Origin of the sequence: Roseovarius sp., from assembly GCF_965277045.1 — a bacterium.
Lineage (GTDB): Bacteria > Pseudomonadota > Alphaproteobacteria > Rhodobacterales > Rhodobacteraceae > Roseovarius.
Map to the genome: position 1 here is coordinate 307,122 of NZ_OZ255712.1, position 12,023 is coordinate 319,144.

Genomic DNA, 12,023 nt, shown 5'->3' on the forward strand with positions numbered 1-12,023 from the left:
GAAGCCAGAGGAAGATGCGGAGGGGGAGCCTTCCGCATTTTCGCGTCAGATGGGGCATCATGCTGAGAAAAACAGTCCTTCCGCTGATCTTCGGCCTGGCCGGTGCCGCCGTGCTGATCTGGCTGGGCGTGTGGCAGGTGCAGCGTCTGGAGTGGAAGGAAGGCATCCTGGCACAGATCGAGACGCGCATCGCCGCCGAGCCTGTGGCTTTGCCCGAAAGTTTCGATCCCGAGGCGGACCGGTATTTGCCGGTCACCGTGACCGGGCAATTCGGCGACGGCGCGCTGCGCGTGCTGGTCAGCCGCAAGCAGGTGGGCGCGGGATACCTGGTGATTTCGCCCTTCGAGACCGAGGCAGGGCGGCGCATCCTGGTGGATCGCGGGTTCATCCGGCAAGGCGATGCGCTGGAGGCCGCGCCTGAGGGCACGCTGACGGTCACCGGCAACCTGCACTGGCCCGACGACCGCAACAGTTCGACGCCCGAAAACGATGTCGACGGCAACACCTGGTTCGCCCGCGACCTGGGCCAGATGGCCGAGGTTATTGACACCGAGCCGGTGCTGCTGGTGGCGCGCACGCTGTCGCAACCAGAGGATGCCGTGACGCCCTTGCCGGTGGACACCGCGCACATTCCGAACGATCACTTGCAATACGCGATCACGTGGTTCTCGCTGGCGGCCATCTGGCTGGGCATGACCGCGTTCTATATCTTCCGCGGCCGCGGCGCCGCAAAAGGACTGGACCGATGAAATACATCTCGACCCGTGGCAACGCGCCCGTTCTGAGTTTCGAGGAAGCCATGCTGACCGGGCTGGCGCGGGATGGCGGGCTGTACCTTCCCGAAAGCATCCCGACGCTGTCGGCGGATGAGATCCGGGCGCTGTACGGGGTGTCTTACGAGGAGGCGGCATTTCGCATCATGCGGCCCTTCATCGGCGACGCCTTCACCGACGACGAATTCCGCGCCATCATCGCGCGCACCTATGCCGGGTTCGGCCATGTCGCACGGGCGCCGCTGAAGCAGCTGGATGCCGGGCATTTCCTGTTGGAGCTGTTCCACGGCCCCACGCTCGCGTTCAAGGATTTCGCGATGCAGCTGATCGGGCAGCTGTTCGAGGCGTCGCTGAAACGCTCGGGCGACCGGGTGTGCATCGTCGGCGCCACCTCGGGCGACACCGGCTCGGCGGCGATCGAGGCGTTCCGGGGGCTGAACAAGGTGGATGTCTTCATCCTCTACCCCCATGGCCGCGTCAGCGAGGTGCAGCGCCGGCAGATGACCACGCCCACCGAGGACAACGTGCATGCCATCGCCGTCGATGGCGATTTCGACGCCTGCCAGGCGCGGGTGAAGGACATGTTCAATGATTTCGAGTTCCGCGACGCGGTGGGGCTGGCCGGTGTGAACTCGATCAACTGGGCGCGGGTTCTGGCGCAGGTGGTCTATTACTTCACCTCCGCCGTGTCGCTGGGCGCGCCCGAGCGGCGCGTCAGCTTTACTGTGCCCACGGGCAATTTCGGCGATATCTTCGCAGGCTACATCGCCAAGCGGATGGGGCTGCCGATCGACCGGCTGATCGTCGCCACCAACCAGAACGACATCCTGCACCGCTGCCTGACCACGTCCGAGTACAGGCCCGACGGCGTGATCCCCTCGATCAGCCCGTCGATGGATATCCAGGTCAGTTCCAACTTCGAGCGGGCGCTTTACTATGCCTATGATCAGGACGGCGCGGCGGTGGCCCAGCTGATGGACGAGTTGAAGGCCGGCGGCTTCTCGGTCAGCCAGGGCGCATTGGAGGCGCTGCGGGAGACCTTCACCTCGGGTCGCTGCGCCGAGGATGAGACCCGCGCGACGATCCTTGAGACGTGGAACGCCGCCGGGGAACTTCTGTGCCCGCATTCCGCCGTAGGCGTGAAAGTGGCCGAGGAGATGCGCGACGCGGCCACGCCGATGATCACGCTGGCCACGGCGCACCCGGCGAAATTCCCGGCGGCGGTGGAAGAGGCCAGCGGCCAACATCCCCCCTTGCCGGAACGCATGGCCGACCTGTATGAGCGGTCGGAACGCGTGACGCGGGTCGAGAACGACCTTGCCGCCATCGAAACCCTCATCAAGGACCGCATCCCGAATTGACCGTCAACCTGACCACTCTCGACAACGGATTTCGCATCGTCACCGAACACATGCCCGGCCTGCAATCGGCGGCCATCGGCGTGTGGGTGCTGGCCGGCGCCCGGCACGAGGACGCAGCCCAGAACGGCATCGCGCATTTCCTCGAACACATGGCCTTCAAGGGTACCAAGCGGCGCAACGCGCTGGAGATTGCCGAGGCGATCGAGGATGTGGGCGGCTATATCAACGCCTATACCAGCCGCGAGGTGACGGCCTATTATGCCCGCGTTCTGGCCGACGACGTGCCGCTGGCGCTGGACGTGGTGGCCGATATCCTGCGCAACCCGGTGTTTGACGCGCGCGAGATCGAGGTGGAGCGCGGCGTGATCCTGCAAGAGATCGGGCAGGCGCTGGACACGCCCGACGACATCATCTTCGACTGGTTGCAGGAGCAGGCCTATCCCAACCATCCCTTGGGCCGGACGATCCTGGGTCCCGAGGACCGGGTGCGCGGTTTCTCCCGCGATGACCTGACACGGTTCGTCGATCAACGCTATCGCCCCGGACAGATGATCCTGTCCGCCGCCGGCGCCGTGGATCACGATGCGCTGGTGAAGCTGGCCGAAGAAGCGTTCGGCGACATGGAGGCCTCCAACACCATCGCGCCGCCCGCCGCCAAGTTCCTGGGCGGCGAGACACGCACCGTGCGGACCCTGGAACAGGCGCATTTCGCCATGGCCTTCGAGAGCTCGAACTATTCCAGCCCCGACATTCATACCGCGCAGATCTACGCCTCGGCGCTGGGTGGCTCGATGTCCTCGCGCCTGTTTCAGGAAATCCGCGAGCGGCGGGGGCTGTGCTATACGATCTTCGCCCAGGCGGGGGCCTATGCGGATACCGGCATGCTGACGATCTATGCCGGCACTTCGGCGGAGGAGATGGAAAGCCTTGGCCGCCTGACGGTGGACGAGATGAAGCGCGCCGCCGAGGATTTCAGCCAGGCCGAGCTGGACCGCGCGCGGGCGCAGATGAAGGCCGGGTTGCTGATGGGGCTGGAAAGCCCGTCGAACCGGGCCGAGCGGTCGGCGCGGATGATGCAGATCTGGGGCCGGGTGCCGGACCTCGACGAGGTGGTCGAGCGGATCGACGCGGTTACGCTTGCAGACCTCAAATCCCATGCCGAGGTGATTGCCACCGAAGCGCCCGCCGCGCTGGCGCTTTACGGGCCCGTCAGCCATGCGCCGTCACTTCAGACCTTGCAGGAAAGGCGCGCGGCCTGATGTTTCTGCCGCGCCGGAAGATCCGGATCGAGACGGAGCGCCTGACCCTGCGTCAGCCCGTTTTGACCGACTTCCGCGACTGGTCGTCCTTGCGCGAAAGCAGCGCAGATTTCCTGACCCCGTGGGAGCCGCAATGGGCCGCCGACCACCTGTCGCGCAAGGGGTTCGCCAACCGGGTCTACTGGTCGCAGCGGTCGATCTCGTCGGGCTCGGCGGTGCCCTTGTTCCTGTTCCGGCGCGAGGACGAGATGCTGGTGGGGGCGATCACGCTGGACAATATCCGGCGTGGCCCCGCGCAGTCGGGCACGCTGGGCTACTGGACCGGCCGGCCTCATGCGCGCAAGGGCTACATGCGCGAGGCGCTGCAGGCGGTGTCGCACTACGCCTTCGAGCGGCTGGACCTGTCGCGGCTGGAGGCGGCCTGTCTGCCGGAAAACGCTCCTTCGCGGCGGCTCTTGGAAAGCTGCGGGTTCAAGTACGAGGGCGTGGCGCAAAGCTATTTGCAGATCGCGGGGCGCTGGCGGACGCATGTTCTCTATGCCGCGCTGCGCGGTGACCGGCGCGGCCGGACGGATGTGGGGTAGGGCGCCAAGCTCTGACAGCCGCGCGATTGCCAGACCGCGGGATGGCGAACCGACGCTTCTTCAGAGCACTTTATCTTAGCCCATCCGCAAGACTTCAAATCGACGCGCTTACGGAGGCCAATCGCCAGCCCGGGGGGCGGTCTGGCGATCGCGCGGCGGCGCTGCTTTGCAGCGCCTCTGTTCCGCGCGGTGCAGCTACCCTTTCGTAAAAAGAGGGGAGCCCGAAAGCCCCCCTCATCACTCGTTACGAACTCAACAACAGAACTCGTTACGCAACCTTCGGCTTAGCGCGCCTGTGCGATGGCCAGCGCGGTGAAGCCGCCCATGCCCAGATCGGCTTCCATCATGGCTTCACCGGTTTCCAGGTTGATGGTGTAGAAGCCGGCAGTCTCGGCGCCTTCCATCTGCAGGATGGCATAGGCCATGTCCTCGCCCTCGGACGGCGACATGATGTCGAAGCCGCCCCAGTCGCTCAGGTCCACGGCCTCGCCGTCGACGGTGACCTCGGCGATGGTTTCCAGCGTGCCTTCGTTGTTGGCCAGGCTGACCAGCGAGTCCGTTTCCGCGTCCAGCGCGTACTGGAACGTGCTGCCGGCGGTCTCGCCGTTGATCGCGTTGGTATAGGCGTTGGCATAGATCATCGGGTCGGCGCCGGCATTGGCGTCGCCTTCGGCATAGGCCAGGTCAGTGACGCGTACGACCTTGCCGGCCTTGTCCTCGGCGCTGAAATCCTTGGGGAAATACACCAAGTTGTCCTCGCCCGACGACACGGCGCGCACGGCGTCGATCTTGTTGTTGAAGTCGAACGCGACCTTCGAGCCGTCGGCGACCATTGCGTCGTCGTTGAACGCCGCTTCGAGATCGGTCATCTCGCCGCTGGCGGTGTCGATGGTGACCACCTTTCCGTTCTTGAAGCCAAGCAGTTCGCCGGTGACAGGGCGCCATGCAATCGCGTCCAGCGCCTCGGAGAGGTCCATGGTCTGCACGTCGGTCGGCGACGTGATATCGGCCATGGACACAAGCGTCATGCCGTCATTGGCAAGCGCGAAACCCATGTCGGCGCTATCGCTTTGCGCGAAGGCGGCGCCCCCCAGCATCGACAGGGCGGAAACGGCGGTGATGGTACGAGTATACATTGTATTCCTCTCTCTTTTTCAACTTTCGCAACCAGCCTCCCTGGCCGGCGCTTGACCGAAGACACGGAGGGTGATCGAGAGAAGTTTCAGCGCGCTCTGATTTTTTTTGTCGTTACACGCTGGCGGCTTCACGCAGAGGTGTTGGCGGTCCTGTTGAAGCGCATGGTAAGGCTGTGTAGCCTTGGGAAACTCATAACGGAGAGTTGCATCATGTCGTTCCGCGCCTTTATGACCGCGACACTGGCCGTGTTCAGCCTGTCAGGCAGCGTCATGGCGGCCCCAGACACCGTGCCGCTGACCGGCGATATCACGCTGGGCGGCGGCGATTTCAGCACCGGCGGCGGCATCACCGTGGCGGTCGAGCCGCGCCGGGCAATCGATGGGCAGTTGGCGCTCTGCGGTGTCTGGGCGCAAAGCGAGCGGCTGACAGCCTATGTGCGCCCGCATGTGCGCGACCTTCTGGCACCCGGATCGCTGACCGTGGACGGGCAGGCGGTGCTGCATGACCTCAGGGTGTTCAACGAGGTTGCGCCTGTCGAAAGCTATGTCGGCGCCCCGGCCACCTGCATGGGCACGGGCCTGCCGTATCGCGATGGTGTCCGCGTCGAAATCCGCATTCCGCGCCGCGCCGTGGTGCGGGAACGCGACAGCGACGGCATCGGGGCAGAGATCTGGTTCATGCCGGCGACAGGCGAAAACCTGGCGCTGACCTCCGGTTCGATCCTGCCCGCGCGGTGGACGCGCTTTTCCTCGCCGGGCAATCAGTACGACACCACGCGCCCCGAAGAGAACCCGCCGCAGGACTGAGCGTCGCGTCCGTGTCATCCCGATTGAAAAACCCCGGACGATGGGGCAATATCATGCGCGTTGAAGGTTAACGAAACGGTGCGGCAAAGACGGGGCAAACCCGCGATCCCGCCGGCACCACGAGGACAGAGCAGGACAGTCCCGATGAAAAAGGTATTCATGACCCTTATGGCTGTCGGCCTTGCCGGCTGCGGCCAGCCCGATCGCTTCGACGGGCGCAGCGGTTCGGTCAGCCGCGCCGCGCCCATGGCGTCGGGCCCGATCTCGAACGCCTGCATGGCGTCCGACCGCAAGGCGCGGTCGCGTGCGCTGTGCGGATGCATCCAGGCGGCGGCGGACCAGACGCTGAATCCGTCGGAACAGCGCCGCGCGGCGGCGTTCTATCGCGATCCGCACAAGGCGCAGGAAATCCGCCAGTCGGACCGGGGCGGGGACGAGGCGTTCTGGAAGGCCTATCGCGCCTATGGCGAACGGGCCGAGCGACTGTGCCGATGAGCGGCTTGTTCGACTTCCTGGCCGAGCTTCCGCCCTATGACGACAACGCAACCACGATCTATCGGCTGAACCAGCGTCACAAGCTGATTATCGACCCGTTCGGTCCGCAGATCGAAGGCGCCCGCGTGCTGGACATCGCCGCCCATGACGGGCGGTGGTCCTACGCGCTGGCCGCCGCCGGTGCGGCCGAGGTCGTGGGGGTCGAGGCGCGGCCCGAACTGGTGGCGCGGTTCGACGCCTTCCCAGACACGGAGTTCAAGCCGCGCGTGCGCCTGACCTGCGGCGACCTGTTTGCCGACCTCGAGGCGCGGGGCGCGGCGGGCGAGCGGTTCGACGTAGTGGCGCTCTACGGCATCTTCTACCACGTCATGGACCACTTCCGCCTCTTGTCGCTCATCCAGGCGCTGGCGCCCGGGCTGGTCATCATCGACAGCGAGTTCATCGTACAGGACAACGCCATGATCCAGGTCCTGAAGGAAGACGTGTCGAACCCGCTCAATGCCGTGACCGAGGTGCAGGGGCGCGGTCACACGGTCGTCGGCGTGCCGTCCCGCAGGGCCACCGAGTTCATGGCCGAGGCGCTGAACCTTGACTGCGCCTGGATCGACCACGACCTGATCCTGGGCGAGGACCGTCGGGGCATGCACGACTATTTCCGCGACGGGCGCAAGGTACGGCATGTCTGCGCGCTGAGCCCGGCCGGCCAGGGCTGACCGGCGCCACGAGGGGCGCGAAAATGCGCATTTTCGCCGCCATTTTCCGCGCGGAAAATGGGCCCGCTCACGCCTTCAGCCGATAGCCCTTGCGGAAAAGCGCCCAGGCCAGCAGGGACACCGCCAGTGTCGCGCCCAGCACGATCACCGCGCCCAGCGACACGCTGCTGTCCGACACGCCGATCATGCCGTAGCGCCCCCCGTCCATCAGGTAGAAGACCGGGTTCACGTGGCTTATCGTGTAAAGCGCGCCGGGCAGCGCCTCGACCGAGTAGAACGTGCCCGACAGGAAGGCGAGCGGCGTGACGATGAAGTTGGTGATCGCCGCCATCTGGTCGAATTTCTGCGCGAAGATCCCCGCGACCATGCCAAGCGCGCCCAGGAACGCCGCGCCCAGCGTCACGAAGCCCAGCCATATCGCCGGATGCTCCGGCATGATCCCCAGGAACAGCGCCAGCCCCACGGCGATGGCCAGCGCCACCAGCACGCCCCGCGCGATGGCCCCGGCCAGGTAGCCCAGCACCAGCTCGGCGGGCGACAGGGGCGGCATCAGCGTGTCGACGATATTGCCCTGCACCTTGGAAATCACGATGGACGACGAGGTGTTGGCGAAACTGTTCTGGATCACCGTCATCATCAGGATGCCGGGCGCGATGAAGGTGGTGAAATCCACGCCCATCACGTCGCCCCGCCGCTCGCCGATGGCGATGGAAAAGATCACCATGAACAGCCCCGCCGTGGCCAGCGGCGCCATCAGCGTCTGAGTCCAGACGGCCAGAAACCGCTGGGTTTCGCGCTTGGCGAGCGTCGCCAGCCCAAGCCAGTTGACCCGCCCGAAGCGGCGGCTGCCCATTTCGTGGAATTCCTGCATCTCTGCCTCGATTGTCGTCTCGCGGTGCCTTGTAACTCAACGCCCAGTGATTAGAATAGGGCAACTTGCAAAAAGACCACGCCCCGGGGGATCCCGGCGGCGTGATGAACCAATGAAAGGTGGCTCATGTCCTGGAGTGACGAGCGCGTCGAACTGCTGAAGAAAATGTGGAGCGAGGGCCAGTCGGCCAGCCAGATCGCCAAGGAGCTGGGCGGCGTGACCCGCAACGCCGTGATCGGCAAGGTGCACCGCCTGGGCCTGTCGAACCGCAGCGGCTCGGGCAATGGCGCCGCCGCGTCCGAGACACCGGCCAAGGCCAAGCCCGCCGCCAAGGCGAAACCGGCCGCCAAGGCCAAGCCTTCCGCGCCCAAGCCCGAGGCGAAAAAGCCCGAGCTCAAGGAAGAGCCCGCGCCCACCGCCGCGGCAAGCCGCGTCAAGGCGATCATCCCGGCGGGCCAGCCCCTGCCGCCGCAACCTTCGGCGAACGAGATCGACCCCGCCGCGCTGGCCAAGGTCAGCGAGATCGAGAAGAAGGCGAAGAAGCTGTCGCTGATGGAGTTGACCGAGCGGACCTGCAAGTGGCCCGTGGGCGACCCGGCGACGCAGGATTTCTGGTTCTGCGGCCTGCCGGTAAAATCCGGCAAGCCCTATTGCGAGGCCCATGTCGGCGTCGCGTTCCAGCCGATGAGCTCGCGTCGCGACCGCAAGCGGTAGGATCAATCGGTCTCTGACAGCCACCGGGGCCGCAGCACCATGACGGTGGGCTGTCCCGGCAGCGTATCGAGCGAAACCGTCAGCGCACTGTCCTCGGTGCGCACCACCGCAAACTCCTCCTCCATCGCCGTCAGGAAGACCTGAAGCGTGCCGTCGCCGAACCAGTGCATCGGTATGACGATGGACGACCGCAGGCGCTTGACCGTCTCGATCATCCGGGGCAGGGGCAGGGTATAGCCCCCGTCAACCGGCGCGAGCAGCACATCGACCCGCCCCAGGGCCGCGAATTGCTCGTCCGTGGGCATGTGATGCAGGTGACCCAAATGGCCGATGCAGAGCCCCGCCGTCTCGAACACAAAGATCGAATTGCCCTCGGGCTCGGCCGGCGCGCCATAGCGCGGGCGAATGTCGGTCGAGACGTTGCGGATGACCATGTCGCCGAGGTCGAGATAGTGGTCGATGCCCGCACCATGTTCCTCGCCCCAGCCGGGCAGGACGTTGGGAATGTCCGGGTCGGGAAACGGCGTCCAGTGGGTCTCATGGGCGTGGTTCATCGTCACCACGTCGGGCCGAAAATCCACGTTGCCGATGAAGCCGGTGAAGTCTGTCACAGCGTTGGTGCCGGAATGGGCCTGGATCAGGAAAGAGGCATGGGCGATGTAGTGCAGCCGCACCGTGTCCTGCGGCACCGGGTCGCGAAAGCTGGCCTTCTGAACGTAGTCGATCCCGGGGGCGGATTGCGCGATGGACAGGCAATGACTGGGCTTGCGCTCGGCCTCCTGGGCCACGACTTTCTGGGCCAAGACGGGCATCGCGAGGGCGGCGAGGAACAGGGCAAGTCGAAACATCGGCAGTACCTCCTGCCGAGGAGTGTAGCGCATGGGGCGGGAAAGTCAGCTTTGCGCCTGTGGTCGGGCGAGGCCGCGGCGTGCGGTGCCTGTTTTGGCGGCACAAGCGGCGCCAGGCCCCACGGCCAGGAGATCCCGGATCAGGTCCGGGATGACGTCGCGAAAAGACCCGCCGTCAGCGCAGGATCTCGAATCCGTCCTGATCGGGTGCTTCGGCGGGCTCCGGCTCCACCCGTTGGACCTTGGCGGCGGGCGGCCCCTTTTCCATCGCGCGCAGCATGTCCGCCACGGCCTCTTCCGGGCCGGACAGAACGGCCCGGACCGACCCGTCCTCCTCGTTCCTGACCCACCCGCGCAGGCCGCGTGACCGCGCCTCTTCCTGCGCCCAGGCGCGGTAGTTCACACCTTGAACCTTGCCGGTGACCAGAACGCCGGTCAGTGTCGTCTCGTTGTGCATGGTCGCCTCCTGTTGTGGGGAATGACATAGGGCGTTTCTCCCCTGTGTCCCGTGCATTCAAGCCACCTTGACCACCCTTGAATTCCGCTACATACCCTGACCATGACACCGCTTTCGCATATCCGCAATTTCTCCATCGTGGCGCATATCGACCACGGGAAATCGACGCTGGCCGACAGGCTGATCCAGGCCACCGACACGGTGCCGGACCGGGACATGAAGGAGCAGTTGCTCGATGCGATGGATATCGAGCGCGAGAGGGGCATCACCATCAAGGCCAACACCGTGCGCATCGAGTATACCGCGCTCGACGGCGAGGATTACGTGCTGAACCTGATCGACACGCCCGGGCACGTGGATTTCGCCTACGAGGTCTCGCGCTCGATGCGGGCGGTCGAGGGCTCGCTGCTGGTGGTGGATTCCACCCAAGGGGTCGAGGCGCAGACCCTGGCCAACGTGTACCAGGCCATCGACGCCGACCACGAGATCGTGCCCGTCTTCAACAAGATCGACCTGCCCGCCTCGGATATCAGCCGCGTCGCCGAACAGGTCGAGGACGTGATCGGCATCGACGCCTCGGGCGCCATCCCCGTGTCGGCCAAGACAGGCCAGGGCATCCGCGAGGTGCTGGAGGCGATCGTCACCCTTCTGCCGCCGCCCAAGGGCACGCGCGACGCGCCGCTGAAGGCGATGCTGGTGGACAGCAAGTACGACCAGTACCTGGGCGTCATCTGTATCGTGCGGATCGTCGACGGAGTTCTGAAAAAGGGCGACCGCATCCGGATGATGAAAACGGGCGGCACCTATGACGTGGACGATATCGGCGTCTACCGCCCGTCCATGAAATCGGTCAAGGAGCTGGGGCCGGGTGAGATCGGCTATCTCAACGCCTCGATCAAGCAGGTCCGCGACACCCGCGTGGGCGACACCATCACGCTGGAAAAGAACCAGACGCCCGAGCCGCTGCCCGGCTTCAACCCGTCACAGCCGGTGGTCTTCTGCGGGCTGTTCCCGGTGGACTCGGCCGAGTTCGAGGATCTGCGCGACGCCATCGAGAAGCTGGCGCTCAACGACGCGTCGTTCAGCTACGAGATGGAAAGCTCCACCGCGCTGGGCTTCGGCTTTCGCTGCGGGTTCCTGGGCCTTCTGCACCTTGAGGTGGTCCGCGACCGGATCGAACGGGAATACGATATCGAGCTGATCACCACCGCGCCCTCGGTGATCTACCACGTCTACATGAAGGACGGCACGCAGATCGACCTGCACAACCCCGCCGACATGCCCGACCCCTCGACCGTGGCCCATGTCGAGGAGCCGCGGATCAAGGCGACGATCCTGGTGCCGGACGAATTCCTGGGCGACGTGCTGAAGCTCTGCCAGGATCGGCGCGGCATCCAGATGGACCTGACCTATGCCGGCAGCCGCGCGATGGCGGTCTATGACCTGCCGCTGAACGAGGTGGTGTTCGACTTCTACGACCGGCTGAAATCGGTGACGCGGGGCTATGCGTCCTTCGACTACCAGCTCGAAGGTTACCGCGAGGACAACCTGGTGAAGATGTCCGTGCTGGTGAATGACGAGCCGGTGGACGCGCTCAGCATGATGGTCCACCGCGACCGGGCCGAGATGCGCGGTCGGGCGATGTGCGAAAAGCTCAAGGACCTGATCCCGCGCCACATGTTCAAGATCCCGATCCAGGCGGCCATCGGCGGCAAGGTGATCGCCCGCGAAACGCTGTCAGCGCTGCGCAAGGACGTGACCGCCAAGTGCTATGGCGGCGACGCCAGCCGGAAGCGCAAGCTTCTGGACAAGCAGAAGGCGGGGAAAAAGAAGATGCGCCAGTTCGGGAAGGTGGATATCCCGCAGGAGGCGTTCATTAGCGCGTTGAAGATGGACAACTGAGGGCGCCCGCCCCGGTGAAAATTGGCGTAGGGTGGGTGAAAATCCACGCGCTAAAGAACGTCGCACCGCGTGGGTTTTCACCCACCCTACGCGGCGGCGCGGA

General features: G+C 65.3%; 13 protein-coding genes. 9 read left to right on the forward strand and 4 right to left on the reverse strand.

Annotated features, from left to right (window positions below; all coding sequences use genetic code 11):
• Positions 1–62: 62 nt before the first annotated feature.
• From ACQY4V_RS01540 to ACQY4V_RS01555, 4 genes are read left to right on the forward strand one after another with little or no spacing between them, the layout of a single operon-like run.
• A complete protein-coding gene (locus ACQY4V_RS01540; RefSeq protein WP_428517326.1) occupies positions 63–749 on the forward strand; it encodes an SURF1 family protein in 687 nt (228 codons plus the stop codon).
• Positions 746–2,134, forward strand: coding sequence for a threonine synthase (gene thrC / locus ACQY4V_RS01545; RefSeq protein WP_428515191.1), 1,389 nt, complete (start codon positions 746–748; stop codon positions 2,132–2,134). The genes ACQY4V_RS01540 and thrC overlap by 4 nt, the downstream gene beginning before the upstream one ends.
• Positions 2,131–3,393: a M16 family metallopeptidase gene (locus tag ACQY4V_RS01550; RefSeq protein ID WP_428515192.1), complete on the forward strand. Its 1,263-nt coding sequence runs from the start codon at positions 2,131–2,133 to the stop codon at positions 3,391–3,393. Before thrC ends, ACQY4V_RS01550 begins: the two co-directional genes overlap by 4 nt.
• Positions 3,393–3,977 carry a GNAT family N-acetyltransferase gene (locus tag ACQY4V_RS01555; RefSeq protein ID WP_428515193.1) on the forward strand — a complete coding sequence of 195 codons (585 nt, stop codon included), beginning with the start codon at positions 3,393–3,395 and terminating at the stop codon, positions 3,975–3,977. Before ACQY4V_RS01550 ends, ACQY4V_RS01555 begins: the two co-directional genes overlap by 1 nt.
• A gap of 284 nt (positions 3,978–4,261) precedes the next feature.
• On the opposite strand, the gene ACQY4V_RS01560 is transcribed toward ACQY4V_RS01555, so the two are convergent.
• Positions 4,262–5,113, reverse strand: coding sequence for a DUF4394 domain-containing protein (locus tag ACQY4V_RS01560; RefSeq protein ID WP_428515194.1), 852 nt, complete (start codon positions 5,111–5,113; stop codon positions 4,262–4,264).
• Between the two features lie 210 nt (positions 5,114–5,323).
• On the opposite strand from ACQY4V_RS01560, the gene ACQY4V_RS01565 reads away from it, so the two are divergent.
• From ACQY4V_RS01565 to ACQY4V_RS01575, 3 genes are all read left to right on the forward strand, one after another.
• Entirely contained in the window at positions 5,324–5,920 is a 597-nt protein-coding gene (locus ACQY4V_RS01565) for a hypothetical protein (RefSeq protein WP_428515195.1), read from the forward strand.
• A gap of 144 nt (positions 5,921–6,064) precedes the next feature.
• Complete coding sequence (locus tag ACQY4V_RS01570; protein ID WP_428515196.1) at positions 6,065–6,415, forward strand: hypothetical protein; 351 nt, start codon at positions 6,065–6,067, stop codon at positions 6,413–6,415.
• The gene (locus ACQY4V_RS01575) at positions 6,412–7,128 is read left to right on the forward strand and encodes a methyltransferase domain-containing protein (protein ID WP_428515197.1); all 717 of its coding nucleotides are present in this window, start codon (positions 6,412–6,414) and stop codon (positions 7,126–7,128) included. Before ACQY4V_RS01570 ends, ACQY4V_RS01575 begins: the two co-directional genes overlap by 4 nt.
• 67 nt (positions 7,129–7,195) lie before the next feature.
• Here ACQY4V_RS01575 and ACQY4V_RS01580 read toward each other — a convergent pair whose 3' ends face one another.
• Positions 7,196–7,999: an ABC transporter permease gene (locus tag ACQY4V_RS01580; protein WP_428515198.1), complete on the reverse strand. Its 804-nt coding sequence runs from the start codon at positions 7,997–7,999 to the stop codon at positions 7,196–7,198.
• A 126-nt stretch (positions 8,000–8,125) separates the two neighbouring features.
• On the opposite strand from ACQY4V_RS01580, the gene ACQY4V_RS01585 reads away from it, so the two are divergent.
• Complete coding sequence (locus tag ACQY4V_RS01585; RefSeq protein ID WP_428515199.1) at positions 8,126–8,713, forward strand: GcrA family cell cycle regulator; 588 nt, start codon at positions 8,126–8,128, stop codon at positions 8,711–8,713.
• 2 nt (positions 8,714–8,715) lie between these two features.
• Here the strand turns inward: ACQY4V_RS01585 and ACQY4V_RS01590 are convergent, their stop codons facing one another.
• Positions 8,716–9,561: an MBL fold metallo-hydrolase gene (locus ACQY4V_RS01590; protein ID WP_428515200.1), complete on the reverse strand. Its 846-nt coding sequence runs from the start codon at positions 9,559–9,561 to the stop codon at positions 8,716–8,718.
• Between the two features lie 175 nt (positions 9,562–9,736).
• Entirely contained in the window at positions 9,737–10,018 is a 282-nt protein-coding gene (locus tag ACQY4V_RS01595; protein WP_428515201.1) for an acylphosphatase, read from the reverse strand.
• Between the two features lie 102 nt (positions 10,019–10,120).
• Between ACQY4V_RS01595 and lepA the strand changes: the two genes are divergently transcribed.
• A complete protein-coding gene (lepA, locus tag ACQY4V_RS01600; RefSeq protein ID WP_428515202.1) occupies positions 10,121–11,920 on the forward strand; it encodes a translation elongation factor 4 in 1,800 nt (599 codons plus the stop codon).
• Positions 11,921–12,023 lie beyond the last annotated feature (103 nt).

What these genes read in the sequence shown, in the direction of transcription:
- ACQY4V_RS01585 (WP_428515199.1), top strand. Translation starts at nt 8,126, where the DNA reads ATGTCCTGGAGTGACGAGCGCGTCGAACTGCTGAAGAAAATGTGGAGC.
- ACQY4V_RS01570 (WP_428515196.1), top strand. Translation starts at nt 6,065, where the DNA reads ATGAAAAAGGTATTCATGACCCTTATGGCTGTCGGCCTTGCCGGCTGC.
- ACQY4V_RS01565 (WP_428515195.1), top strand. Translation starts at nt 5,324, where the DNA reads ATGTCGTTCCGCGCCTTTATGACCGCGACACTGGCCGTGTTCAGCCTG.
- ACQY4V_RS01580 (WP_428515198.1), bottom strand. Translation starts at nt 7,999, where the DNA reads ATGCAGGAATTCCACGAAATGGGCAGCCGCCGCTTCGGGCGGGTCAAC.
- ACQY4V_RS01595 (WP_428515201.1), bottom strand. Translation starts at nt 10,018, where the DNA reads ATGCACAACGAGACGACACTGACCGGCGTTCTGGTCACCGGCAAGGTT.
- thrC (WP_428515191.1), top strand. Translation starts at nt 746, where the DNA reads ATGAAATACATCTCGACCCGTGGCAACGCGCCCGTTCTGAGTTTCGAG.
- lepA (WP_428515202.1), top strand. Translation starts at nt 10,121, where the DNA reads ATGACACCGCTTTCGCATATCCGCAATTTCTCCATCGTGGCGCATATC.
- ACQY4V_RS01575 (WP_428515197.1), top strand. Translation starts at nt 6,412, where the DNA reads ATGAGCGGCTTGTTCGACTTCCTGGCCGAGCTTCCGCCCTATGACGAC.
- ACQY4V_RS01555 (WP_428515193.1), top strand. Translation starts at nt 3,393, where the DNA reads ATGTTTCTGCCGCGCCGGAAGATCCGGATCGAGACGGAGCGCCTGACC.
- ACQY4V_RS01590 (WP_428515200.1), bottom strand. Translation starts at nt 9,561, where the DNA reads ATGTTTCGACTTGCCCTGTTCCTCGCCGCCCTCGCGATGCCCGTCTTG.
- ACQY4V_RS01560 (WP_428515194.1), bottom strand. Translation starts at nt 5,113, where the DNA reads ATGTATACTCGTACCATCACCGCCGTTTCCGCCCTGTCGATGCTGGGG.